Source organism: Blautia glucerasea (assembly GCF_013304385.1).
GTDB lineage: Bacteria > Bacillota > Clostridia > Lachnospirales > Lachnospiraceae > Blautia_A > Blautia_A ammoniilytica.
In genome coordinates, this window is record NZ_JAAITU010000016.1 from 43,886 (window position 1) to 70,127 (window position 26,242).

A 26,242-nucleotide genomic window follows, 5' to 3' on the forward strand; every position below is an offset into this window, starting at 1 on the left:
AAAAAGCATAGATAAAGTAATCTATCTATGTGGTTAGCAAATGCTAACTACCAATAGGTGATGACCTTATTTTTTTTAAATGACGGTTAGATGTAACTTATATGTATTGCAAATAACTAATTACCTATCATTAAATGAATACAAGAAGGAGGATTCATTTTGGCGGAAAACATAGAAAGATATCTGATTGAACATTGTTCCCCTACGCTGGCGTCTGTAAAGGCGGCCAATCTGTTTAATGCAGTGATAGAAGATGACCAGGAATTGGCTGAACAAGTCAAACAGTGGAATCGCCTGATGAATCCAAAGGGAGTTAAGCTTCTGGTTTTGCGTAATCATGGACGACGAGCACTTGTATATGTATATCGTGAGAAAAAGCTGCAGGAAAAGCTGGACGAATCCGGTGTTGCAGGTTTTCTGGAAAAGTACGGGTATACATCCACAGATGCAGGGTATGCATTGAACCGCCTTGTGGAACGGTTTTCCAGGCAGGAGGAATTTCCTCATGAAATTGGGATTTTTTTAGATTATCCACTTGGGGATGTGATTGGTTTTATCAAAAACAGCGGACAGAATTATAAGTGTGCAGGCTGTTGGAAAGTATACTGTAATGAATGTGAAACTATGAAGCTGTTTCATAAGTACCGGAAGTGCAGGAATATTTACCGCAGTCTGTGGCAAAATGGAAGAAGTGTTGTGCAGCTGACAGTAGCCGGTGCCAGTGCATGATGGGCTGACCTGGTGAAAAGTTTGCTTAACATAAAATTTAATATGAATGAAAGGGGTATTTATATTATGAGTAAAGTTGCAGTTGTTTTCTGGAGCGGAACTGGCAATACAGAGGCTATGGCAGATAAAGTAGCGGAAGGCGCAAAAGAAGCAGGCGCTGAGGTTTCTGTTTTTAGTGCAGAGGATTTCTCTGCTGACAAAGTGGAGGAGTTTGACGGACTGGCATTCGGCTGCCCTGCTATGGGGGATGAAGAACTGGAAGATACTATTTTTGAGCCGATGTATGCGGCGTGTGAGCCAAAGCTTGCAGGTAAAAAAGTAGGTCTTTTCGGATCCTATGGATGGGGAGACGGAGAGTGGATGCGTACCTGGGAAGAAAATGCAAAAGGTGCAGGTGTATCACTTGTCGCTGATCCTGTGCTTTGCAACGAGGAGCCGGATGATGATGCACAGGCAGCTTGCCAGGATCTTGGAAAAGCACTTGCCTGAAAATATTATGGGATATTTCTTTGAAAATGTCTAAAAATATTATAGCACCCTATTGACAAAAAGGTCTAGGGTGCTATAATAATATCAAACATATGAATAAATGTTCATATGATAAAACGAAATTATGAAAGACCTTAGGCAGGATCGTAAGCAGCCGGTGAAGGTAGAAAAGGAGTAGACCATGAAAAAAACTTACAAAATCGACGTTGATTGTGCAAACTGTGCAAATAAGATGGAGGACGCTGCCAAGCATACCCCAGGAGTTAAGGATGCTACTGTAAACTTTATGACACTGAAGATGATCGTTGAGTTTGAAGATGGCCAGGATCCTAAGGCTGTTATGCAGGATGTATTGAAGAACTGCAAGAAAGTTGAGGATGATTGCGAGATTTTTCTTTAAGCTTTAGAGAGGCAGATTTACAGGAGGCATGAATTGTGAATAAGAAACAGAAAAAAATGTTCATTAGGATTATTATTTCCACTGCCCTGATTATTATTCTGTCATTACTTCCGGTAGAAGGATACGTGCAGTTCGCTTTGTTTATGATTCCTTATCTGGTGATCGGATATGATATTCTGAAAAAAGCATGGAAGGGAATCCTGAATAGACAGGCATTTGATGAGAATTTTCTTATGGCAGTGGCAACCATCGGTGCGATCGCCCTGAAGGATTACAAAGAAGGCGTAGCTGTTATGCTGTTCTATCAGATCGGGGAGCTTTTCCAGAGCTATGCAGTGGGTAAGAGCAGGAAGAATATCAGTGAGCTGATGGATATCCGACCGGATTATGCCAATGTGGAAAAGAATGGTACCCTTTGCCAGGTAGATCCGGACGAGGTGGAAGTAGGAACTGTGATCGTTGTACAGCCTGGCGAGAAGGTGCCCATTGATGGTGTGGTAGTGGAAGGACAATCCACACTGAATACCAGTGCACTTACAGGAGAGAGCCTTCCGAGAGAGGTTGGATGTGATGACGAGATCATCAGCGGATGCATCAATCTGAATGGTGTGTTGAAGATCCGTACCACCAGGGAGTTTGGTGAGTCTACTGTTTCCAAGATTCTGGATCTGGTAGAGAATTCCAGCTCCAAAAAGTCAAGATCTGAGAATTTTATTTCCAAATTTGCCAAATATTACACACCTGCAGTATGCTACTCTGCGCTGGCACTGGTGATCATTCCTCCGATTGTAAGGATGGCTGTTATGGGCCTTTCTCCGGAGTGGGGGGACTGGATCTACAGAGCACTTACTTTCCTTGTAATCAGTTGTCCGTGTGCCCTTGTGATCAGTATTCCGCTAAGCTTTTTTGCAGGGATCGGCGGAGCCAGTAATCAGGGAATCCTTGTAAAAGGATCCAATTATCTTGAAACATTGTCCCAGACAAAGTACGTTGTATTTGACAAAACAGGCACTATGACAAAAGGTGTGTTTGAGGTTGCAGGCATCCATCACAGTGACATGAGTGATGACAAGCTTCTGGAGTATGCAGCACTTGCAGAGTGTGCATCTTCCCATCCGATCAGCAAAAGCCTGAAAAAGGCTTATGGCAAAGCGATAGACAGAAGTCGTGTGACAGATATTGAAGAGATCAGCGGCAATGGTGTGATTGCCAAGGTTGACGGAATATCCGTAGCAGCTGGAAATACCAAGCTGATGGATCATTTGGGCATTAAATATATTGATTGTCATCATGTGGGCACAATTGTTCACATGGCTGTTGACGGTAAATATGCGGGACACATCCTCATTGCAGATATTATCAAACCCCATGCAAAAGAAGCAATCCAGGCGCTGAAAAAGGCTGGAGTCAGGAAAACGGTCATGCTTACCGGAGACACTAAGAAAGTGGCTGATCAGGTTGCAGACGAGCTGGCAATTGATGAGGTTTACAGTGAATTGCTTCCGGCAGATAAGGTAACTAAAGTAGAAGAACTTCTTTCTACAAAAGGTCAAAAAGAGAAACTGGCATTTGTAGGTGATGGTATTAATGATGCCCCTGTTTTGTCCAGAGCCGACATCGGTATTGCCATGGGAGCGCTTGGCTCTGACGCTGCGATTGAGGCAGCGGATGTGGTGCTGATGGATGATGACCCTCTGAAAATCTCAAAGGCGATCAGGATTTCCAGAAAGTGTCTTAGGATCGTTTATGAGAATATCTGGTTTGCTCTTGGTATCAAAGGGATTTGCTTGCTCCTTGGTGCTCTCGGTATTGCAAATATGTGGATGGCAATTTTTGCAGATGTGGGAGTTATGGTGATCGCCGTACTGAATGCAACAAGAGCTTTGTTTGTAAAGAATCTTTAAATTCAAAAGAAAGAGAGGAGAAACCGTATGGAGGAAAAGGGTCTTGAGGTGTGTGATTGTTTTGAAGTACATGAGGATCTTCTGAAGACCGTGAATGATACCATGCCGGAAGAAACAGAGTTATATGATCTGGCAGAGCTATTTAAGGTATTTGGGGATTCCACCAGAATACGGATTCTGTTTGTCCTTTTTGAAGCAGAGGTGTGTGTCTGCGATCTGGCCAGGGTATTGAATATGAATCAGTCTGCTATTTCCCATCAGCTTCGGATCCTGAAGCAGAATAAGCTGGTAAAGAGCCGCAGGGAAGGAAAATCCATTTTTTATTCCCTTGCAGATGAGCATGTGCGGACCATCATCGACCAGGGCCGGGATCATATAGAGGAAGATCGACCGTAATCATAATCTGTAAATAAGCAGGCCTGCGTAATCAGGTATTGCCAGAATTGATATAAAATATAAGCTGCTGTATATGCTGGTTGGAAGAACCGGAGATACAGCAGCTTTTGTCTTGTGTAGTACGAAATACTTCGCAGCGTTTCTATTACAAAAAGGGTTTATCTCAGTCGAGAAGACTCCCACCTCTTTCAGGTAGTGAGTAACAGCAAGTTCGTTTCAGTGGGAGTCCAATCTCCGACTGAGATAAACGCTCCGCGAGGATGCGCAGTGATTCTGTAAAGAATATGTCAGCTTACGCTGACCAGAATCACGCGCCAAGTCTCGCGACTGTTCGACTTGAAGCTGTAAAAGTAAAATAGCAAAAAATCAGAGAAGCTCTTTTGTGATAATTTGGATAGGAATTTCATAAAAGTAATCTGCAGGCTTCTGGGCAAGCATCAGGTACTCGAAAAGCTGCTTCACGATCTGATATCCCTGTTCCTGGGCATTTTGTGTGATCACAAAATCCAGGCAGCCATCCTGTAGCATCTGGACAGACTCCGGAACCAGGTCATGGCAGATCATCTTTACAGGGTGGGAAATATTGGCAATAGACAGTGCCTGTTGTACACCACGGCATCCATTACCGGACAGGTAAAAGCCCATCAGATCAGGATGACGGTTCAGGTAACTTAAGGCAATACGGAAGGCATCTTCCTGTTTGTCCTGATTCTCCTCTGTGCCAATGATCTGGATCCCGTTAGGACGCTGGGACAGGCGGCTGCAAAATCCATCCAGACGTTCTGTATGACAGGTAAGGGAATGGGAACTAATGATCACACCGATCTTCCCACCCTGAGGGAGCAGCTTCTCCATAAGACCGGCGGCAACAGTACCAGCTTTCTTATGATCCTGTCCTACATAGCAGAATCCATTCAATTCTTTAATAGGGGAATTGAATGTAAGAATATGGATACCATTTTGCTCCATTTGGTTGATTTTCTTGATCACCTGAGGATCATCAATAGGAATCATTGCCAGGCCGTTTACATTTTCGGCTTCCATTTGGAGAAGCAGCCCCATAAACTCCACAGGCTCCAGGGAGGTAAGCATCTTAACTACTACTTCAAATCCAAAAGGAGCATACTCTGCCTGGGCTTTGTGGATTCCTTTCAGAAGAACCTGAATAAAAGCATTATAATCCGGTGGAAGGATGATTCCGATCTTCATAGGATTCTTACTGTGCACAAGTGCTTTTCCAAGAAGATTGGGACGATAATCCATATTTTTTAATATAAATTCTACCCGCTCCCGTGTTTCTTTCTTAACACCGGGACGGTGATGTATTACTTTATCTACAGTTGCCCTGGATACATTTGCCAGCTGGGCAATCTCATTAATGGTAACAGCCATTGATCTTATCACCTCTTGCTTCTACGGTACATATCCTGTGCTGCGGTCTTTGTAATGAGTTATGTTCCCGCTTGATATTAGAAAAATTTTAACACAAAACAGTCTGACAGGCAATAGCGTATGCTGGGAAAATTATAAAATATCGTATTGAGCACGAGCACAATATGCGTAAGAGAATAATAAAAAATGGTTTCTTTGAGAAAGGCGCTTATGGTAAAAAGTGTGGAAAACAACAAAAACAATTGTGCAAAAAGCAATAAAACACATATTTAAATAAAAGCAAATAGTGAAAATAGATAAAAAACAGAATTGCTATTTATGATAATTGGATATTGCACACAAATATAATGTATGCTATATTGAAATTATGCACGAGCACAATAAAATACACATACAAAACAAATGTTTGTGAATGTAACATAACCTATAAATGTAATAAAAATAAGCAAAATGGAGGGCTTAAAAATGGATTACAGGAATTTTGACATTAACTTTGGCGCTGACGGAAAGACAGTTCTGGTAACTGGTGCAGCAGAGGGGATCGGACAGGCAACTGCAATCATGTTTGCAAGAAAAGGAGCAAATATTGTGTGCTTTGACCTGAAAGAAGGAGAGCATACGAAAGAAGAAGTTGAGAAGCTTGGACGCAGATTTGTAAGTGTTGTTGGTGACATTACAAAGGATGAAGATATTAAACGAGCAGTAGATACAGCAATCCGGGAATTTGGAAAAATCGATGTGCTCATTAATTGTGCAGGCATCGGTATTCTTGAAAAGGTAGAAGAAGTAACAGATTCTATCTGGCAGAAAACTTTTGATGTAAATCTGACCGGAAGCTTTAAGATGACAAGAGAAGTGGGGAAAACCATGCTGAAGAACGGCGGTGGAAAAATTGTCTGCATTGCGTCTCAGGCCGGTGTAGTAGCTCTTGACAAGCATGTGGCATATGGCTGTACGAAAGCAGGTATCATCCAGCTTGTAAAACAGTGTGCACTTGAGTGGGCAAGATATAACATCAACATCAATGCAATTTCACCTACTGTTATCCTTACCGCTTTAGGTGAGATGAACTGGAATAATGCAGCTGGAGAAGCTTTTAAGCAGACCATTCCTGCAAGACGTTTCGGATATCCGGAGGAAGTGGCAGCGTGTGCTGTTTATCTGGCAAGTGATGCAGCAAGCCTGATCAATGGCGCAAATATTGTAATTGACGGTGGATTTACCATCGGCTAAATAAGGGGGAAGAAAATCATGACAGAAAAGAGAGTAGCTATCGTTACAGGCGGTACAAGAGGTATGGGACATGCAATGAGTGTGGCTCTTGCAAAAGCTGGATACATTGTAAATGCTGTATATCATTCTAACCAGGAAAGCGCATTAAAAACTGAGAAGGAACTGCAGGAGATTCAGCCTGAATGCCAGGTGATCTGCGGAGATGTTTCCAGCCAGAAAGCAGCAGAGACTATTGTTGCTCAGGTTACAGACAAATGGGGCAGAGTGGATGTTCTTGTAAATAATGCGGGGATTTTTGATTTCTGCTATATCGAAGATATGACAGAGGAGTACCTGGATCGTATTCTTGGGATTAACTTTAAGAGCCAGTTCTTTATGGTAAAAGCAGTTATTCCGTGGATGAAGAAAAATAAATACGGACGTATTGTGAATGCATCTTCTATTTCAGGACATTTTGCGGACTGCGGCCTTGTAGGTTATGGAGCCAGCAAGGCAGCGGTAGATATGCTGACAAAGATTGGAGCAGGAGAACTTGGACCTTATGGAATCACGGTAAATGCATATGCACCTGGAATCATCCATACGGATATGACACATGCAATGATCACAGAACGTGGGGATGAACAGGTACAGGATTTGTGCCTTCAGAGATTTGGAACACCGGAAGATGCAGCTGCACTTGTAAGTTTCCTTGTATCTGATGCAGCTGGTTATATTACCGGTGAGATCATTGGTGTAGACGGTGGTATGTTTAAGGTACAGAACGCATATCTGGCGTATAAGCGTGCTAAAACCGAATAAAAGAGTATAACCAATATTAGAGTAAAACGAGAAGAAAACGTTAATATTGCACAAATATATATAATAAATACTGTGCAAAAAGTAAAAAATGCTAAAGGGTATTTACAAGCGATAACAAATTGGTTATAATCAATTTAACAAAAACGCAAAGCGCACAAACCAGCGGAGGCGAAAAACAAAACACCATGAAAGGGGAAACGACATGAATGTAAAAGCAAAAAATAAGCCGGGAGGTGCTGGCAAGCTGAAAGAGCTTCTGGCGCATCAGGAAATGGTAGTGGTATTGGTAATCATTTTGCTGGCAATCTACTTATCTATTGTGAGGCCGGATTCATTCCCCACAACCATTAATATCTTCAATGTACTTAGACAGGCTTCACATTACGCAGTCCTTGCAGTAGGAATGGGGTTCGTAATCATCACAGGAGGAGTTGATCTGTCTGTTGGTGCAGTGATCGCCTGCTCCATATGTGTGGCAACATACGCAAACCTGAATACAGAGAATGGAGTTAATCCTTTCCTGGTTCTTCTGATCATCCTTGCAGTAGGACTTGTATTTGGTCTTCTCAATGGTGTTCTTGTAGCAAAGATCGGACTTCCACCGTTTATCGCAACAATGGGTGTTTTGAAAATAGGAAATGGTATCGCACTTCTTGTTTCTAACGGATCTCCGATTAAGTATGGAGAGTCCTGGATCAGTGTATTCGGTGGTTCTTATATCGGATCTATTCCGGTTTCCGTAATCTTTATGATCGTTGTTGTAGTACTGGCCTGGATGTTTGCGAAATATACAGTGCTTGGACGTAATATTTACGCTGTAGGATGTAATGAGAGGGCTGCAAAGCTTTCCGGTATTAATACTGAAAACGTAACGATTTTTGCGTACGCAGTCAGCGGACTGATGAGCGCTTTTGTAGGTCTTCTGATGCTTGGGCAGCTGAAACAGGCTGGCCCTTCCTATGGCGATGGTTATGAGTTGGATGCAATCGCAGCCTGTGTAATCGGTGGTATTTCCATGACAGGTGGTGAAGGAAACATCTTTGGTGTTATCCTCGGCGCCACATTGATGTCTCTGCTGAAGAACCTGTTCGTACAGGTGGCAGTGCCAGGATACTGGCAGACAGTTGTTCTTGGTATTGTTATCATCTTCTCTGTAGCAATTGATTGCTGCAGAAAGAAACGGGAAGCAAGATAAGAGCTTCAAGTGAAAACAAAAACTAATAAAGCAAAAACTAATAAAGCAAAAACTAAAACAATAAAAACTAAATAATGTAAGGTTTTTACATCAGTGGATGTTCAAAAACAATACAAAGAAAAGGGTGGGAAAAGCCCAACCCCAAAGTCGAAAGGAGAAGGGACTTATGAAGAAAAAAATGATGGCAATGCTGATGGCAGGTATGATGGCAGTAGCTGGTACGGGGGTAACAGCTATGGCAGACGACTTTGTGAAAGCAGCAGATCTTGAGGTACCGGCAGGAAAAACATTAAGAACACTTCCTGTTGACCAGGTAGCAGAAGACCCGATCAAAATTGCTTCAATTTGTGTTCAGACCAATCCATGGGGCGCAGCTGTTATGGTAGGACAGAACTACGCAAAAGAGGTTCTTGCTGACCGTAACTGTACAGTAGATGTTATCTCTGTAGAAAATTTTGAAGCTATGAACTGGACATCCACAATTGAGAACTGTATCGCTGCTAACTACAATGCGATTTGTATCTTTGGTGTATCTGATGAACTTGATCCTGTTGTTAATCAGGCAACAGAGGCCGGAATCCTTGTATACTGCTTCAATGGTGACCTTCCGGACACAGACCGTACTGCATGGTTCGGAATGGATGATTATCAGGCAGGTGAGACTGCTGGTAGCGCAATCAAAGATGCTATGCCAGATGGTGGAAAATATGCAATCATCACAGGCAGCTTCTCTGTAACAGGTCACGAGAAACGTCGTACAGGATGCCGCTCCATTACAGATGAAGTGGAAGGACTGGAACTTGTTGGTGAGTATGAGAACAATGATGATGCAAATACAGCATACAGCCTTACAACAGACCTTATCACAGCGAACCCGGATATCAAAGCCATCTATGTAACAGCTGGTGGTCCTTCAGGTGCAGCTCAGGCTCTGAAAGATGCTGGTATGGACGGCAAGGTTACACTGGTATGCCACGATGTTCTTGATGCAGTTGCTGATTATATCGCAGATGGAACAATCTCTGTTGCAATCGATCAGGATCCATTTAACCAGGGCTATCAGCCGGTTGTATGTGCATTCAATAAACTGGTTGCTGATCAGGACTGTGACGAAATTAATACCTATGATGCAGTTATCGCAACTCCGGATACAGTAAAAGATCAGTTCCCAGAATTATTTGAATAAAAACTGAGATATACATGGGGTGGGCGCTTCCTATTTCGGGATTGCTTAAGCGCCCGCCCTTATTTTAACAGACGGAGGCAGGATATGGAGCGAGAGATTATCTGTAAGATAGAAAATATTACAAAAGAATTTCCAGGTACGAAAGCCCTGGATCAGGTTTCTTTTGATATAGCAAAAGGAGAAATTCATGCGATTGTTGGTGAGAATGGTGCTGGAAAGTCTACCCTGATGAATATTCTTTCAGGTGTATATCATCCGGAAGGAGGACGGGTTATTTTTGAAGGCCAGGAATGCCATTTCGCAAGTACAAACGAGGCGAGACAGGCGGGAATTGCAATGATCCATCAGGAATTATCCCTTGCATCCCAGATGACTGCCGCCGAAAATGTGTTTATCAATCGTATGCCAAAAAACAGGTTCGGGTTCATTGATTATAAGAAGATGAACAATGACTGTATGGAATACCTGAAACGATTGAATGTAAGCTATATTTCACCAAAAACAAAGGCAAAGAATCTTAGTATTTCCGAGCAGCAGCTTCTGGAAATATCAAAAGCAATCTCTCTGAATGCACGAATGATCATTATGGATGAGCCGACATCCTCCCTTACAAGCTCTGAAGTTGAATTCCTTCTGCAGGTTGTTATGCAGCTAAGAGAACAGGGAGTAGCTATTCTTTATATTTCCCATAAGCTGGAAGAAATCCGGAGAATTGCAGATACCATTACCGTGCTTCGTGACGGTCAGCACATCATCACAAAGCCGGCATCCCAGATGACGGAGCAGCAAATGGTGAATTACATGGTAGGGCGTGAATTCCAGGGCGTTGGGAAACGTGATTTTATAAGAAATTATGAAGGACGTAAACCCATTCTATCTGTGCGAAATCTTTATGATATGGCAGGGAAAGTGAAAAATGTTTCCTTTGACTTGTATCCGGGCGAGGTTTTAGGACTGACAGGTCTGGTGGGAGCAGGACGTACAGAAGTGCTTCAGTGTATTTTCGGAGCTAATAAAATGAAGTCCGGACAGATTTTCTGGAATGGGGAAGAGGTTCACATCAATGACTGTAATGATGCGATCAAGCTGGGAATTGGACTGATCCCGGAAGGCCGCAAGATTCAGGGACTTTTCCTGAAAATGTCTGTAAAAGAGAACGAGATGATCGTTTATGAGAAACAGAAAGCAAAAATGGGGATCCGAAATGTGAAGGAGAGTAACAGCATTGCCCAGGCTTACAGGGAAAAGCTGAGAGTAAAAACCCCTACATTGGATACACCTGTTTCCAGTCTTTCAGGAGGAAACCAGCAGAAGACCATTGTTGCCAGATGGCTGATGAATGAGCCGAAAGTGCTATTTATGGATGAACCTACCCATGGAATTGATATTGGCGCAAAAAATGAGATTTACAAGATTATTGATGATCTTGCAAAAGAAGGAGTAGCAGTTATCCTTCTGTCTTCTGAAATGCCGGAGATCCTTTCCCTGGCAGACCGTATCATGGTTATGCATCACGGATACAAGCGTGGCGAGCTGATGAATGATGAGGCAGATCAGGTTAAGATTCTTTCCTATACATTGGAAGATGCAGTGACACAGGACGAGCTGGATGACAGAAAACGTTCAGCTGAAGAATATGAGGAGGCAAGACACTAACATGAATAAAAAAATTACAGTACAGGATGTAGCAGATACTATTGACCATTCTCTGTTAAGACCGGACATTACAGTTGAAGGTTTGAAAGAAGGCTGTGAACTGGCTGCAAAGTATCATTGCATTTCTGTATGCGTCAGGCCATCTGATGTGGAAATCGCAGATAAAGAATTAAAAGGTACAGGCGTTCTTGTTACTACAGTTATCGGCTTTCCTCATGGTACCTGTACAAAGGAGACAAAGGTGTTTGAAACAAAAGACGCTGTTGCAAAGGGCGCAGTGGAAGTAGATATGGTTATGAACATAGGCAGATTTCTTTCTGGAGAATATGACTATGTGGAGAACGAGATCACAGAGGTTGCAGCCGCTGCTCATGAAGGTGGCGCACTTCTGAAAGTAATCTTTGAAAATTACTACCTTACAGAAGATCAGATTGTGAAAGCCTGCCAGCTTGCTAAAAATGCAGGGGCAGATTTTATCAAATCTTCTACCGGGTATGCAGGCGGCGGTGCAGTGCTTTCGGACATGCAGGTGATGGTTGATCATGCACAGGGGATGAAGGTTAAGGCAGCAGGCGGTATCCGCACACTGGATGACTGTCTGGCACTGATGTCTATCGGAGTAGTACGTTGCGGAACCAGAGCTTCAGAGAAAATCCTTGGGGAAGCAAAAGAAAGAGAAGAAACAGGAACTCTTTATTTAACTATTTAAAAATATAAAAATCCAGAGAGTTATATGCCGGAAAAGGAGGCTGTCATGGGGAAAAAAATTATTGCATGGGATCTTGGAACCGGAGGGAATAAAGCATCATTGTATGATGAAGAAGGAAATTGCCTTGCGTCTGATTTTACTTCATATAATACCTATTATCCTGCTCATGGATGGCATGAGCAGCGCCCGGAGGACTGGTGGAATGCGGTTGTGCAAAGTACAGCAAAGCTTCTGAAGCGGTCAGGGGTGGATCCGGAAGAGATCATAGCCTGTGGAATTTCCGGGCATTCTCTTGGAACAGTACCCATTGGAGAAGATGGGGATCTTCTTCGGGAGTATACCCCCATCTGGTCTGATGGAAGAGCAATCAAAGAAGCTGATGATTTTTTTAAGACCTATGATGAGAAAAAATGGTATCAGATGACAGGAAATGGTTTCACAGCAGGATTTTATACTGCATTTAAGATGATGTGGTACAGAAACCATGAACCTGAAATGTTTAAAAAAACAAAGAAAATTATCGGAACAAAAGATTATATCAACTATAAACTGACTGGCAGGATCTGTACAGATCCGTCTTATGCATCCGGATGCGGAGTTTGGAATCTTCTGAAATGGGATTATTCAGAAGAATTGATGGACGCAATGGGATTTGGCAGAGATCTTTTCCCGGAGGTGATCAAATCCACAGATGTGGTTGGCCTGATGTCAGAAGAAGCGGCAAGATGCCTTGGGCTGAAAGCTGGCGTAAAGGTTGTCTGCGGTGGTGTGGATAATTCCTGTATGGCACTTGGAGCAAAAGCTTTTAAAGAAGGACGGGCTTACAATTCCCTTGGCTCTTCCTCCTGGATCGCCGTATCCTCTACAGAACCATTATTAGATGTAAATACAAGACCATATGTATTTACTCACGTAGTACCTGGCTTTTACGCATCTGCACTATGTGTAACGGCAGGGGGAACAGCATTCCGCTGGTTCAGAGATCAGTTGGCACACGAATTTACAGCGGCTGCAAAAGAGACTGGGGAGGATGAATACGATTATATGACACGTGAGGCATCCAAATCCCCGGTAGGAGCCAACAGACTGATCTTTAACCCCAGTCTTGGCGGCGGAATGCCTATGAATAAAAGCTATAATTTAAGAGGATCTTATATTGGTTTGGATTTGATTCATACAAGGGCAGATGTGATCCGGGCAACCATGGAAGGCATCACTATGGGACTTCGTTCCTGTCTGGATGAGATTCGTAAGCTGACCAGTGTGGGAGATGAGATGCTTCTTGTGGGAGGCGGTTCCAAGTCTTCCTTGTGGAGACAGATCTATGCAGATATTTATGGAATGAATGTGGTGAAGACAAATATTGATCAGCAGGCAGCAGCTCTTGGCGCAGCAGCATGTGCAGCAGTTGGAGCTGGCATATGGAAAGATTTTGAGCGGATCGATGCTCTTCATCAGGTAGAAGAATACGTAAAACCTATTCCTGAAAATATGGAATTTTATAATAAAGAGATGGATCTTTATAATCAGTTTACTGACATGCTTTGTGACATGGGAGACCAGCTTGCTAAGCTTTAAGGAGGATGTAAATGGAATTATATGGAAAGAAATTGACAAAAGAGGAATTTATGAAATATGTGGGTGATCCTTCACAGGTTGCTGATGCAAGGCCCTGTGTACTTTCAGAGGGAAAGGCGGATGGTGTTCGTGCTATTGAAGTGAAAACCGGAGGAGGACTGCATTTTACAGTCCTTCCAACAAGAGGCATGGATATTGCATGGGCAGAGTATAATGGAAAAGCACTTTCCTTTATCAGTAAAACAGGAGTAACACATCCGGCATATTTTGAAAAAGACGGATTATCCTTCCTGCGCGGATTCTTTTGCGGACTTGTCACAACATGCGGATTAACTTATTTTGGGGCACCTTGCGAGGATGATGGACAGTCTCTTGGGCTTCATGGAAGGATTAGTAATACACCGGCAGATGGTGTTTGCATTGAAAAATACTGGGACGGGGATGAGTATATCCTGAAGATCCGTGGACAGGTAAGAGAAAGCAGTGTGTTTGGCGAGAATATTGTTCTTATAAGAGAGATTGAGACAAAACTGGGAGGCAAAAGTCTGAAGATCACAGACAAGATCCAGAATCAGGGCTTTAACCAGCAGCCGTTTATGCTTCTTTATCACTGTAATTTTGGGTACCCGATCGTTAGTGAAAACACTATTTTGATAGAACCTAAAGGAACTGTAGTGACAGCAAGAGATAGTGAGGGCGTGGTTGAGAAATGCTTTGAATTTCAGAAGCCTACCCATGATTATGCAGAGCAGGTATTTTATCATAAGCTGCCAGGTAAGGAGACGAAAGCCGTCCTTTATAATCCGGATGTAAATCTGGGTGCATATGTAGCCTTTTCAACGGAACAGTTTTCTCATTTCGGAGAATGGAAGATGATGGGAGAAGGGGACTATGTAGTAGGGCTGGAACCGTCCAATGCGATTCCGGAAGGAAGAGACGTTGTGCGCAGACGTGGAGAGCTGGAATACATACAGCCTGGTGAGGAAAAATTATTTGAACTGGAAATCGGTGTAGTGGAGAAAGCACCGGAACAATTATGAAAAAGGAGTGTTGAGAATGAACGCATATGAAGCAGCTAGATTGATTGACATCAGTGCAGTCAGAACCCACCATGGACTGAAGGATATTCAGGAAGTGGTGGACATTGCAAAAAAATATAAGTTTATTAATGTACATGCTCTTCCAAGCTGGACCAAAACAGTAGCGGAACTGCTGAAGGATGAACCGGATATTTATGTTGGAGGTCCAGCAGGTTTCCCAGGTGGTGGTCATTGTACAGAGATTAAAGTAATGGAAGCGAAAAGACTGGTAGAAGATGGGGCCCAGGAGATCGACGTGGTCATGAATGTTGGAAAGCTGAAAAGCGGCGAGTACGACTATGTGAAAAACGAGCTGAAAGAAGTGCTCAGTGTGATCCCTTCCAATATTCTGACAAAGGTAATCATTGAGATCAACTGTCTTACAGATGAAGAAATGCTGAAAGCATGTGAGCTTGTGATCGCATCTGGAGCAGACTTTGTGAAAACAGGTACAGGCTGGGTACCAGCACCACTGGATCTGGAAAGAATCCGCAAGATCAAAGACTTTACAAGAGGAAAGATCAAATTGAAAGTGGCCGGCGGTATCCGTACAAAAGAGGATTTCCTTGCAATGGTTGATATGGGTGTGGAGCGTTTCGGCATTGGAACAAAATCAGCACTTGAGATCGTACAAAGTTTTGAATAAAATTGAAATACAAATTCCGTGATATAAACATATATAAAATTAAAATGACAAAAACAGAAAATGACAGAAAATGACAGATAAAATCAGGAGGATGAAAAAATGAACAGTAATGAGATTACAAGAGAGCAGCTGGCAGGTATGATCGACCATACATTTTTGAAAGCATATGCAACAAAGAAAGATTTTGAGAAGCTGTGTGGTGAGGCAAGAGAAAATGGATTTGCAATGGTAGCGATCAATTCTTATCCTGTTAAAATGTGTAAGGAACTTCTGGAAGGCTGTAAAGTACATGTTGGTGCTGCAATTTCTTTCCCTTTGGGACAGACTACCATTGATACAAAGGCTTTTGAAACAGAGCAGGCCATCAAAGAAGGTGCAGATGAGATCGATTACGTGCTGAATATCGGCAAGCTGAAAATGGGTGATGATGAGTACATTAAAAAAGAAATGGAAACTATCGTGGGAATCTGCCGTAAAGCAGGAGTTCTCTCTAAAGTAATCTTTGAGAATTGCTATCTGACAAAAGAAGAGATTAAGCGAGCTGCTCTGATCGCAAAAGAAGTAAAACCTGATTTTATTAAGACAAGTACAGGATTCGGTACTTCAGGAGCAACACCTGAAGATGTAAAACTGATGAAGGATACTGTTGGAGATGAAGTAAAGGTAAAAGCTGCCGGCGGTATCCGTGACTGGGAAACCTGTAAAAAGATGATCGATGCAGGCGCAGAGCGTATTGGCACCAGTAATGGCGTAACAATCTGTGAAGAATTTTCCAGACAATAATATAGCAAAAGTGTGGTGATGGGAATGAAGAAGTTTATTTCATATGATCTTGGAACAGGCGGTGTAAAGGCAAGTCTTTTTGATGAACAGCTGGGTGTACTTGCAAATTCATTTATTGAATATGGGACAAAATATACTGGTGGGAACTTTCATGAGCAGGCTCCCCAGGACTGGTGGAATGGAGTGGCAAAAAGCACAAGAAAGCTGCTGGAAGAAACAGGAACAGATCCGGCAGAGATCGTAAGTCTTGCACTTAGTGGCCACAGTCTGGTGACGGTTCCTATGGATAAAGATGGCAATATGCTTCTTCAGATGGTTCCCATCTGGTCTGACACCAGGGCAGAAGCAGAATCAAAGGAGTTTTTTGAGAGCTTCAGTGAAGAAGACTGGTATATGCGGACCGGAAACGGATTTCCGGCACCATGCTATTCCATTTTTAAGTTGATGTGGATGAAGAAGAATCAGCCTCAGGTTTATGAAAAAACCTGGAAGGTGCTGGGATCTAAAGATTTTATTAACTATAAGCTTACGGGAAAGATGTATATGGATGATTCCTATGCATCCGGTACAGGAGCTTTTGACCTGAAAAAAAGAAAAATGTCTGATGAGATCCTTGCTGTGGCAGGAATCAGTAAAGAAATCTTTCCGGAGATCATCCCTTCTCATGGAATTGTGGGAGAGGTTACTGAAGAAGCTGCTGCACAAACCGGTCTTGCTCCCGGAACAAAGGTAGCCTGTGGCGGTGTGGACAATGCCTGCATGGCTTTGGGGAGCGTAGGCGGAAGGGAAGGGAGAGTCTATACCTCTCTTGGCTCCTCTTCCTGGATCGCTGTAAATACAAAAGAGCCGGTACTGGATTTTAAGACAAAGCCATATGTATTCGCACATATTCAGGAGAATATGTATACATCCGCCTTCTCTATCTTTGCAGGAGGAAGCTCTTTTAGGTGGGTGCGGGATACCCTGTGCAAGGATCTTCTTGAAAAAGAAGATCCATACAGAGTAATGACCGAGGAAATCAGAGAGCTTCCGCCTGGATCCAATGGAGTGATCTTTAATCCCAGTCTTGCAGGAGGTACTTCACAGGATAAATCCGTAAATATCCGAGGGGCTTTCCTGGGGCTGAATCTGGGAACAGGAAGAGCAGAGCTGGTACATGCAGCCATGGAAGGGATTGCCATGAATCTGAAGCTGTCTTTAGATGAATTGGAGAGACATGCAGACCTGGAAAAAGGGATTCAGTTTTGTGGCGGCGGAGCCAGAAACCCATATTGGATGCAGATGTTTGCAGATGTATTTAACAGACCGATCATTAAAACAAATATTGACCAGAATGCTGCGTCTATCGGTGCAGCTGCTATTGCTGCAAAAGCAGTGGGGGTTCTTAAGGATTACAGTATTATCGAGAAGCTTCATATAAAAGAACTGGAATGTAATCCAGAGCAGGAAAAAGCAGAGAAATATGAGAAACTTATGAAGGTATTTTCTTATACAAGCCAGGTGCTATCTGATGTGGGAGATTACATGAAAGAAAATATGATTTAAAGGGTTACTGTTGAGGTGCTTTGACGCTTATGTGTTTACATTATCTGAAAAATGGGATAATATAGAAATAAATAGTATAAATTACACTTCAGATTAAAAGGATTACGGAGAAAATATGCAAAAGGTAACAGCTTACATGACGGTTTATTTAAGCATTAAAAAGCTGATCAAGGAAGGCGCCTACAAACCGGGGATGCTTCTTCCTACAGAACGTGACCTGGAGAAAATTTATGCTGTGAGCAGGATCACTGTGCGGCGAGCTATCGCCATGCTTTCGGATGAAGGTTATGTAAAAGTGGTCCAAGGTAAAGGCACGGAAGTACGGGACATCTCAACAACTCAGCAGCTGAATACAGTCACTTCTATTACGGAAACATTAAAAAGAAAAGGATATAATATCAAAGTAGAAGGGGTAAATATCCAACTGGTGCAACCACCGGAGATTGTGCGAGAGAAGCTGAAACTGGAACCTGAGGTAACGGTTTATCTGATCCAGAGGATTTTATATGCTGATGATAAGCCCATTGCTCTTATGAATAATTACCTTGTGAAGGACCAGATCCCTGGTTTTGAACAATATGCAGGCAAATTTGTAGGCTTATATAATTTCCTGGAACACACATATGGGGTGGTGGTGACAGAAGCAGATGATACATTCTCAGCGGTGAATGCGGACTATCTGGAGGCCCAGGTGCTTCATTTGAAACAGGGGGCAGCCCTGCTGCGAAGCCGAAGGATTGGATATACTGAGAAAGGTCCTTTCGAATATGTTGATAATAAGCTGGTTGGCGATCGGTACGAATTCAGCATCCATATGACTGGTCGGATCAGATAAAAGAACAGCTGGGGCGATCATTCGTCCCAGCCTTCATAAAATCGGATATTTACAGAGATGTTGCGGACGATCTCTCCTTCTTTAAGGTCAAGATCGCTTTCGTCTGAGATAGGGGGCATTGCAGGTTCATCTTCTGCAAGCTCCAGTGTGATCCAGTCATAAGCTGCCGCATTGGCACTTTCTATGGCTTCATCCAGGGTATCCCCGTCTCCGTAGCAGCTTTCCAGGTCCGGAAAGTAGCCGTGGTATGTGCCGTTTTCTGTCTTTTTAAAAACCGCAGGATAAATAAATTTCATAACAGCCTCCAATAAAAAAGATGATTGCAGGAGTGCGAAGCACAAAGCAATACTAAGCTTTATTATAGGTAATTTCCTGTGGAAAGACAATAGGTGATTTTTGAAATTACTAAATGAGTGATTTGTGAAATTACTAAATGAGTGATTTGCGAAATTACTAAATGGGTGATTTACAGAATTGCTAAATGTGATTTGCAAACTTGCGAAAGAAGGTATAATAGAAGGTATAATATATGGAATTTCAGCATGAACTGATCATCCCAAATGAAGGGGTGCCTTTTAAACTATTTATATTTGAAGGAATGAATGGGAATTATGCAAGAGAAAAGCACTGGCATACCTCTGTGGAGATTTTTGCTGTGCAGGAAGGGCATCTTTCCCTTTTTTTAAATGATCAGGAGTATCCATTGGAGGCCGGTGAGCTGATCATTATCAATTCCAATGAGGTTCATTCAGTGCAGGCTCCACACAAGAACCGGACCATTGTGCTGCAGATCCCTTTGAAGCAGTTCCAGGATTATTTTACTGCCCAAAGGTTTATCCGGTTTAAAAGTGCTGCCCGTATGAGTGGGCACCAGGATGAGAAGATCCCGGACAACCGGAAGCTGGCCTTTTTTGTGGAAGAGCTTTACAATGTGTATCATCAGGAAGGAGACGGATACGAGTTCCGGACTATGGCATTGTATTACAATATTCTGTTTCTTATGATCCGTGATTATCGTGAATCAGAAGCTGCCAGACAGGAAATCCACGCCAGCCGCAGGCTTGATGCACTGTCAAAGATCACTTCTTATATGAGGGAGCATTACAGGGAAGATTTAAAGCTTTCAGAAATGGCAGCCCTTTTTGGCTATTCGGAGGCTTATTTGTCACGAATGTTCAAAAAATATGCAAAAGTCAATTTTAAGTCATATCTTCAGGATATCCGAATGGCATATGCATACAGAGAACTGATGAATACTGACCATACAATCAGTCAGATTGCACTGGATAACGGATTTGCCAGCAACAGATCATTTGCCAAGGAATTCCAAAAAAGATACCAGATCCTGCCCAGTGCAGTGGAAAGAGAAAAAAGGTCAAAAAAGTGACATGGAATAGACAATAAAAAAGACGAAAAGCATACCTGTTTATGGTATGCTTTTTTTATCGATAAACAAAAAACTTATGGCAAGGAGGTAAAGAGGTGAAGATTCAAAATGTAACAGCTGACTCTTTCCGCAAATATGGGAAGGTTCTGGAGGGGTATGATTTTACAGCACTGATCAGGGAGATGAAGCATACACCTGTACCGGAAAATGTGATCTATGTAGCTTCCGTAGAAGAACTGGAAAGCCTGGATGTGGCCAGGGAACTGCAGAACAAAGGCTATGGCGGACTTCCTATTGAGATCGGATACTGCAATGGACATAACAGGAAACTGAATGCAGTGGAATACCATCGCAATTCAGAAATCAATGTGGCTGTAACAGATCTGGTGCTGCTGATCGGACATCAGCAGGATATTGCACCGGATTTTACATATGACACAGCGAATATTGAGGCATATCTGGTACCGGCAGGCACTGGCATTGAGGTTTATGCCACTACACTTCATTACGCACCATGTCATGTAAATGATACAGGCTTTCAGTGCGTGGTAGTTCTTCCAAGAGGGACAAATACAGATCTGACTTTCCAGACAGAGACCGATGGGGAAGACAGACTTCAGACTGCTAAGAATAAATGGCTGATCGCACATGAGGATGCAAAGATCCAGGGTGCATTTAACGGATTAAAAGGTAAAAACATTTCATTGGATGAGGAATAAGGAGGATAATATCATGATGAATAATATGCCACAGATCAAGATTGGAATTGTTGCAGTAAGCAGAGATTGTTTTCCGGAGTCTCTTTCTGTTACAAGAAGAGAAGCACTGGTGAAAGCTTACACAGAGAAATATGATGCTTCTGAAATTTATGAATGTCCTGTCTGTATTGTAGAAAGTGAGATCCACATGGTACAGGCATTGGAGGATATTAAAGCAGCTGGCTGTAATGCACTGGCTGTTTATCTTGGTAACTTCGGGCCTGAGATTTCTGAGACCCTGCTTGCAAAGCATTTTGATGGACCAAAGATGTTCCTGGCAGCTGCAGAAGAGTCTGGAGATGACCTGGTACAGGGCCGTGGAGACGCATACTGCGGTATGTTAAATGCAAGCTATAATCTTAAGCTTCGCAATATTAAAGCTTATATTCCAGAATATCCGGTTGGAAATGCAGAAGAATGTGCAGATATGATCCATGATTTTGTGCCTGTTGCAAAGGCAGTATATGCACTGAGCAATCTTAAGATTATCAGCTTTGGACCTCGTCCATTGAATTTCCTTGCATGTAATGCACCGATCCAGCAGCTGTACAACTTAGGGGTGGAGATTGAGGAAAACTCAGAGCTTGACCTTTTTGAAGCATTCAACAAACATGCAGGAGACGAAAGGATCCCGGCACTGGCAGAAGAGATGGCAGCAGAGCTTGGAGCAGGTAATAAAAAGCCGGAGATCCTGCCAAAGCTTGCACAGTATGAGCTGACCTTAAAGGACTGGGTAGAGGAGCATAAAGGTTATCGTAAATTTGTTGCCATTGCAGGCAAATGCTGGCCTGCATTCCAGACACAGTTTGGATTTGTTCCATGCTATGTAAATGGTCGTCTTGCAGCACAGGGTATCCCGGTATCCTGCGAGGTTGATATTTACGGTGCATTAAGCGAGTTCATCGGCACAGTGATCAGTAATGATACAGTAACACTTCTTGACATCAACAACACCGTACCAAATGATATGTACGAAAGCGATATCAAGGGCAAATTTAATTATACGCAGAAGGATACCTTTATGGGATTCCATTGTGGAAATACAGCAGCTGGCAAGCTGTCTTCCTGCACAATGAAGTATCAGATGATCATGGCAAGAAGCCTGCCTGAGGAAGTAACACAGGGTACACTGGAGGGTGATCTGGTGCCAGGAGATATTACTTTCTATCGTCTGCAGAGCACTTCTGACAACAAGCTTCGTGCTTATATTGCACATGGTGAGATCCTGCCGGTTGCAACACGTTCCTTTGGATCTATTGGTATTTTTGCAATTCCGGAGATGGGACGTTTCTACCGCCACGTATTGATCGAGAAGAATTTCCCACATCATGGTGCAGTTGCATTTGGACATTACGGAAAAGCACTGTTTGAAGTATTTAAGTATATCGGAGTTCCGGTAGATGAGATCGGTTATAATCAGCCGGCAGGCGTAAGATATCCGACGGAGAATCCATGGGGGTAATTGAGTATGTATTATATCGGTATTGACCTGGGCACTTCCGCCGTAAAGCTTCTTCTCATGGAAGAGTCCGGAAAGATCTGTAATATCGTATCAAAAGAATATCCATTATATTTCCCACATCCAGGCTGGTCAGAGCAGAATCCTTCTGACTGGTTTGAGAAAAGCATGGAGGGTATGAAAGAGCTGACCGCCGGGATCGACAGATCCCAGGTGGCAGGCATTGGTTTTGGAGGCCAGATGCATGGGCTGGTAACTCTGGACAAAGAGGATCAGGTGATCCGTCCTGCAATTTTGTGGAATGATGGACGCACAGGAGAAGAGACTGATTACTTGAATCAGGTGATCGGTAAGGATAAACTGTCCGCATATACTGCAAATATTGCTTTTGCAGGATTTACAGCACCAAAGATCCTGTGGATGAAGAAAAATGAGCCTGACAATTTTGCAAAGATCGTAAAGATCATGCTTCCAAAGGATTATCTGGCTTACCGTCTGTCTGGTTCCTTCTGTACGGATGTATCTGACGCATCCGGTATGCTTCTTCTGGATGTAAAGAACAGATGCTGGTCTGAGGAAATGATCCAGATTTGCGGAATCACAAGGGAACAGCTTCCAAAACTGTATGAAAGCTGGGAGGTTGTAGGTACCCTTAGGCCGGAACTGGCAGCTGAGCTTGGTTTTTCACCAGAGGTGAAGATCGTGGCAGGAGCCGGAGATAATGCAGCTGCGGCTGTGGGTACAGGCACTGTAGGAGATGGCCAGTGCAATATTTCACTTGGTACTTCCGGAACTATTTTTATTTCTAGCAAAGAATTCGGAGTAGATCAGAATAATGCACTTCATTCTTTCTGCCATGCAGATGGCAGCTACCATCTGATGGGATGTATGCTTAGTGCAGCTTCCTGCAATAAATGGTGGTCAGAAGAGATCCTTGGAACAAAGAACTATAGTGCGGAGCAGGCTCCAATCAAAGAATTAGGTGAGAATCATGTGTATTTTCTGCCGTATTTGATGGGAGAACGTTCTCCTCATAACAATCCGGATGCAAGAGGCGTATTCTTTGGCATGACTATGGATACTACACGGGCTGATATGACTCAGGCCGTACTGGAAGGCGTTGCATTTGGCCTTCGGGATTCCCTGGAAGTGGCAAGAAGCCTGGGAATCCAGATAGAACGTACAAAGATCTGCGGTGGTGGCGCAAAGAGCCCACTTTGGAAAAAAATGATTGCTAATATTATGAATCTTAAGGTGGATGTATTGGAAGTGGAAGAAGGTCCATCATTGGGCGGCGCCATGCTTGCAGCAGTTGGCTGCGGCGCCTACCCGGATGTGGAAACCATTGGAAAGAAGCTTACAAAGATTGTGGATACTGTGAAACCGGAACCGGCTCTTGTGGAAAAGTATGAAGCAAGATACCAGAAATTCCGTGAATTGTATCCAACGATGAAGCCTTTATTTACTATAAAAGTCCCGGACTGCAGCCATGAATGAGCCATGGTTGCATGGGTGAATTCATATTAAGACAAATTTTTCAAGAACTTTACCAACACCGTCTTCCTCGTTGGAAGAGGTAATGTACCGGGCCCGGGTTTTTACCTGGGCCTGTGCATTTTCCATGGCAACGCCAAGACCAGCATATTCGATCATAGGCAGGTCATTCAGGCCATCGCCGACAGCAATCATCTCTTCCTGACGGATATTAAAAAGCTGTCCCAGCCGTTCCATAGCCTTGGCCTTGGATACCTGGCTGTTGAAAAACTCCAGATAAGTGGTCTGGGAAGTACAGAAAGTTACCTGGGAAAAAGCATCTCCAGGGAGTTCTTCCTGTATTTTTTTGATTTTTTCTTCTGTATCGATCCACAGGATCTTAGTAACGCCCTGGCGGATCAGGGCATCTTCGTCTTCCATAAGGACAGGCTCCACACCAGTGTTTTTCTTATAGGCATGAATCTGATTATTCAAAACATTCCCATAAAGCCGATTGCCGGACCAGATACACATGGTGGTATTATAATTCCGGCCGAATTCTAATATCTTATGTATATCTTCTGGTAAAAGTTCCTGTTTGTACAGGATTTCCTTGGTGTCAGAGCGGATGATCATGGCACCATTATAGGTGATCAAAGGAGCCTGAAGACCAAGGAACTGACTGTATCTTTCTACACCCTGGATGGGACGTCCGGTGCACAGGGTTAATAGAAATCCCTGTGCAACAGCTTTCCTGATCGCCTGAGCAGTTCTGGGAGAAATCTCCTTGGAATCATTTAAAAGAGTTCCGTCCATGTCCACTGCCATCATTTTGTATTTCATTATTTTTTACCTAACCTTCCCATGATCCATACACAAAGCATGATCAACAGGATGGCTACAAAAATACCAGCCATTCCTTTGCCCATGATTTCCAGGGCTGCCATTATATTCTCTGTATTCATTGAGATTCCCTCCTACGTCTATACATTATAATTATGAATCTTTAAAGCAGGCTTGTTACCAGATTGATCACAAGTCCTCCTGCGATAACAGAAGCGATCTGACCGGATACATTGGCTCCGGCTGCGTGCATCAGGATAACATTGCTTGGGTCTTCTTCAAGTGCCATTTTCTGGATCACGCGGGAAGACATGGGGAATGCAGAGATTCCAGCTGCGCCAACCATGGGATTGATTTTTTTCTTAAGGAACAGGTTCATAAATTTGGCAAGAAGTACACCGCCTATAGAGTCCATTACAAAGGCAAAAAGTCCGATCAGCATAACCATTAAAGTACCTTTTGTAACAAAGTATTCTGCACGCATGCTGAAGGAAATGGAAATACCAAGTAATAATGTAATCAGGTTGGCGAGTGTATTCTGAGCGGTATCGGACATGGTGCCAAGTACGCCGCACTCACGGATCAGATTACCAAACATCAGGAATCCTACAAGGGCCACAGACTGTGGTGCTACCAGTCCTACGATCATAGTAACAACAATAGGGAATGCAATACGCATTTTCCTGGAAACAGAAGCCGGATTGTATTCCATATGGATCTGGCGTTCTTTTTTTGTTGTAACAAGCCGGATGGCAAAAGGCTGGATAATGGGAACCAGCGCCATATAGGAATAGGCGGCTACTGCTATGGCACCTATATATTTTGAGTGCAGGACCTGGGATACCAGGATGGAGGTAGGACCGTCAGCAGCACCGATGATACCGATGGAGGCTGCATCCTTCAGGTCAAAACCAAGAACGGTTGCCAGCAGGATTGCTGCAAAGATCCCGAACTGTGCGCCAGCACCAAATAAAAACATCTGTGGGGTAGAAAGCAGCGGACCAAAATCGATCATTGCTCCGATACCGATAAACAACAGGATGGGCATAGCCTCGGAAGCATTGATCCCTACATTGTACAGCCATTCGATCACTCCGTTTGCCTGAATGCCGCCCTGAAGGGTCTGATCAAGTACACCTGTAAAGGGAAGATTAACCAGAATGGCACCAAATCCCATTGGTAAAAGCAGGGATGGTTCATAACCTTTTTCGATTGCCAGATAGATCAGCAGGATACCTACTGCGTACATAACCACCTGCTGCCAGGTGAGAGCCTGGACTCCTTCAATTAAAAAACTCATGATTTTCCTCCTGAAAAATGGATTTTGAGAGAGAGAAACGATGTACTAGTACAAGCATGTTTCTTTCATGACTGCTGCCCGTGGCTTTATAGTAAATAAAAAAGACTTTTATTACAGTATTTGCTGAATGAACAATAAACATACTGTAATAAAAGTCTTGCTATTTCAATTTTAGGCGGGTCACTGTACTGGTGGCCGTTCTGACGCCTGAAAATCCACTGGATAAAACCCTGATAAAGGTCCATGCCTGTGGCAGCTACTCCCTCTTATTGGAAGTATTATATCTATAAGAGGAAGTATTTGTCAAGGTTGAATTTATATTAGAAAAGACCTGTGATCTTTCCGGTCTCGTCTACGTCGATCTTCTCAGCAGCCGGTACCTTCGGAAGTCCTGGCATGGTCATGATCTCACCGGTAAGTGCTACGATGAAGCCGGCACCTGCAGAAATCTTCAGGTTACGTACTG

General features: G+C 43.2%; 27 protein-coding genes. 21 read left to right on the top strand and 6 right to left on the bottom strand.

The genetic code is table 11. The features are described from left to right. The first annotated feature begins 159 nt into the window (after positions 1-159). The 5 genes from G5B11_RS08250 (at position 160) to G5B11_RS08270 (ending at position 3,918) form a co-directional block, all read left to right on the top strand. The gene (locus G5B11_RS08250) at positions 160-729 is read left to right on the top strand and encodes a DUF3793 family protein (RefSeq protein ID WP_191868079.1); all 570 of its coding nucleotides are present in this window, start codon (positions 160-162) and stop codon (positions 727-729) included. A 66-nt stretch (positions 730-795) separates the two neighbouring features. Continuing rightward, complete coding sequence (locus G5B11_RS08255; RefSeq protein WP_173727576.1) at positions 796-1,218, top strand: flavodoxin; 423 nt, start codon at positions 796-798, stop codon at positions 1,216-1,218. A gap of 181 nt (positions 1,219-1,399) precedes the next feature. Next, entirely contained in the window at positions 1,400-1,618 is a 219-nt protein-coding gene (locus G5B11_RS08260; protein WP_158422223.1) for a cation transporter, read from the top strand. A 35-nt stretch (positions 1,619-1,653) separates the two neighbouring features. After that, positions 1,654-3,522: a heavy metal translocating P-type ATPase gene (locus G5B11_RS08265; protein ID WP_173727578.1), complete on the top strand. Its 1,869-nt coding sequence runs from the start codon at positions 1,654-1,656 to the stop codon at positions 3,520-3,522. Positions 3,523-3,549: 27 nt separating this feature from the next. After that, a complete protein-coding gene (locus G5B11_RS08270; RefSeq protein ID WP_173727580.1) occupies positions 3,550-3,918 on the top strand; it encodes an ArsR/SmtB family transcription factor in 369 nt (122 codons plus the stop codon). A gap of 366 nt (positions 3,919-4,284) precedes the next feature. On the opposite strand, the gene G5B11_RS08275 is transcribed toward G5B11_RS08270, so the two are convergent. Further along, on the bottom strand, positions 4,285-5,310 hold the full coding sequence (locus G5B11_RS08275; protein WP_173727582.1) for a LacI family DNA-binding transcriptional regulator: 1,026 nt from the start codon (positions 5,308-5,310) through the stop codon (positions 4,285-4,287). Positions 5,311-5,775: 465 nt separating this feature from the next. Between G5B11_RS08275 and G5B11_RS08280 the strand changes: the two genes are divergently transcribed. The 12 genes from G5B11_RS08280 to G5B11_RS08335 all read left to right on the top strand — a co-directional run bounded on the left by G5B11_RS08280 (position 5,776) and on the right by G5B11_RS08335 (position 18,556). Next, the gene (locus G5B11_RS08280) at positions 5,776-6,543 is read left to right on the top strand and encodes a GolD/DthD family dehydrogenase (protein ID WP_158422512.1); all 768 of its coding nucleotides are present in this window, start codon (positions 5,776-5,778) and stop codon (positions 6,541-6,543) included. A gap of 18 nt (positions 6,544-6,561) precedes the next feature. Continuing rightward, the gene (locus G5B11_RS08285; RefSeq protein WP_173727583.1) at positions 6,562-7,344 is read left to right on the top strand and encodes an SDR family NAD(P)-dependent oxidoreductase; all 783 of its coding nucleotides are present in this window, start codon (positions 6,562-6,564) and stop codon (positions 7,342-7,344) included. Between the two features lie 202 nt (positions 7,345-7,546). Next, positions 7,547-8,539, top strand: coding sequence for an ABC transporter permease (locus tag G5B11_RS08290; protein WP_173727584.1), 993 nt, complete (start codon positions 7,547-7,549; stop codon positions 8,537-8,539). A 166-nt stretch (positions 8,540-8,705) separates the two neighbouring features. After that, on the top strand, positions 8,706-9,725 hold the full coding sequence (locus tag G5B11_RS08295; protein WP_173727586.1) for a sugar ABC transporter substrate-binding protein: 1,020 nt from the start codon (positions 8,706-8,708) through the stop codon (positions 9,723-9,725). 84 nt (positions 9,726-9,809) lie between these two features. After that, positions 9,810-11,381, top strand: coding sequence for a sugar ABC transporter ATP-binding protein (locus G5B11_RS08300; RefSeq protein WP_173727588.1), 1,572 nt, complete (start codon positions 9,810-9,812; stop codon positions 11,379-11,381). A gap of 1 nt (position 11,382) precedes the next feature. Beyond that, entirely contained in the window at positions 11,383-12,090 is a 708-nt protein-coding gene (gene deoC, locus G5B11_RS08305; protein WP_173727590.1) for a deoxyribose-phosphate aldolase, read from the top strand. A gap of 45 nt (positions 12,091-12,135) precedes the next feature. Next, a complete protein-coding gene (locus G5B11_RS08310; RefSeq protein WP_173727593.1) occupies positions 12,136-13,668 on the top strand; it encodes a xylulokinase in 1,533 nt (510 codons plus the stop codon). Positions 13,669-13,679: 11 nt separating this feature from the next. Further along, positions 13,680-14,708 (top strand): aldose 1-epimerase family protein, encoded by a 1,029-nt coding sequence (locus G5B11_RS08315; protein ID WP_158422505.1) that lies wholly within the window; start codon positions 13,680-13,682, stop codon positions 14,706-14,708. Positions 14,709-14,724: 16 nt separating this feature from the next. Next, the gene (gene deoC, locus G5B11_RS08320) at positions 14,725-15,393 is read left to right on the top strand and encodes a deoxyribose-phosphate aldolase (RefSeq protein WP_173727595.1); all 669 of its coding nucleotides are present in this window, start codon (positions 14,725-14,727) and stop codon (positions 15,391-15,393) included. Between the two features lie 99 nt (positions 15,394-15,492). Beyond that, positions 15,493-16,176 carry a deoxyribose-phosphate aldolase gene (gene deoC, locus G5B11_RS08325; protein ID WP_173727597.1) on the top strand — a complete coding sequence of 228 codons (684 nt, stop codon included), beginning with the start codon at positions 15,493-15,495 and terminating at the stop codon, positions 16,174-16,176. 24 nt (positions 16,177-16,200) lie between these two features. Then, a complete protein-coding gene (locus G5B11_RS08330) occupies positions 16,201-17,721 on the top strand; it encodes a xylulokinase (protein WP_173727599.1) in 1,521 nt (506 codons plus the stop codon). A gap of 115 nt (positions 17,722-17,836) precedes the next feature. Beyond that, on the top strand, positions 17,837-18,556 hold the full coding sequence (locus tag G5B11_RS08335; RefSeq protein ID WP_173727601.1) for a GntR family transcriptional regulator: 720 nt from the start codon (positions 17,837-17,839) through the stop codon (positions 18,554-18,556). A 17-nt stretch (positions 18,557-18,573) separates the two neighbouring features. Here the strand turns inward: G5B11_RS08335 and G5B11_RS08340 are convergent, their stop codons facing one another. After that, positions 18,574-18,852: a type II toxin-antitoxin system HicB family antitoxin gene (locus tag G5B11_RS08340; protein ID WP_158422500.1), complete on the bottom strand. Its 279-nt coding sequence runs from the start codon at positions 18,850-18,852 to the stop codon at positions 18,574-18,576. Between the two features lie 233 nt (positions 18,853-19,085). Between G5B11_RS08340 and G5B11_RS08345 the strand changes: the two genes are divergently transcribed. The 4 genes from G5B11_RS08345 (at position 19,086) to xylB (ending at position 23,657) form a co-directional block, all read left to right on the top strand. Next, positions 19,086-19,943, top strand: a complete 858-nt coding sequence (locus tag G5B11_RS08345; RefSeq protein ID WP_158422499.1) for an AraC family transcriptional regulator — start codon at positions 19,086-19,088, stop codon at positions 19,941-19,943. Between the two features lie 95 nt (positions 19,944-20,038). Continuing rightward, a complete protein-coding gene (locus tag G5B11_RS08350; protein WP_173727603.1) occupies positions 20,039-20,662 on the top strand; it encodes a DUF4867 family protein in 624 nt (207 codons plus the stop codon). 16 nt (positions 20,663-20,678) lie between these two features. Continuing rightward, positions 20,679-22,163 (top strand): L-fucose/L-arabinose isomerase family protein, encoded by a 1,485-nt coding sequence (locus G5B11_RS08355; RefSeq protein ID WP_173727616.1) that lies wholly within the window; start codon positions 20,679-20,681, stop codon positions 22,161-22,163. Positions 22,164-22,169: 6 nt separating this feature from the next. Next, positions 22,170-23,657 (top strand): xylulokinase, encoded by a 1,488-nt coding sequence (gene xylB / locus G5B11_RS08360; RefSeq protein ID WP_173727604.1) that lies wholly within the window; start codon positions 22,170-22,172, stop codon positions 23,655-23,657. Positions 23,658-23,678: 21 nt separating this feature from the next. Here xylB and G5B11_RS08365 read toward each other — a convergent pair whose 3' ends face one another. From G5B11_RS08365 to G5B11_RS08375, 4 genes are all read right to left on the bottom strand, one after another. Then, on the bottom strand, positions 23,679-24,476 hold the full coding sequence (locus G5B11_RS08365; RefSeq protein ID WP_173727606.1) for a Cof-type HAD-IIB family hydrolase: 798 nt from the start codon (positions 24,474-24,476) through the stop codon (positions 23,679-23,681). Then, positions 24,476-24,598, bottom strand: coding sequence for a hypothetical protein (locus tag G5B11_RS19325; protein ID WP_262583129.1), 123 nt, complete (start codon positions 24,596-24,598; stop codon positions 24,476-24,478). Before G5B11_RS19325 ends, G5B11_RS08365 begins: the two co-directional genes overlap by 1 nt. Before the next feature lie 41 nt (positions 24,599-24,639). Further along, the gene (locus G5B11_RS08370; protein WP_158422495.1) at positions 24,640-25,776 is read right to left on the bottom strand and encodes a sodium ion-translocating decarboxylase subunit beta; all 1,137 of its coding nucleotides are present in this window, start codon (positions 25,774-25,776) and stop codon (positions 24,640-24,642) included. Between the two features lie 320 nt (positions 25,777-26,096). Further along, positions 26,097-26,242, bottom strand: a 146-nt coding sequence (locus tag G5B11_RS08375; RefSeq protein WP_173727283.1) for a formate--tetrahydrofolate ligase, incomplete at its 5' end; no start/stop codon positions are given.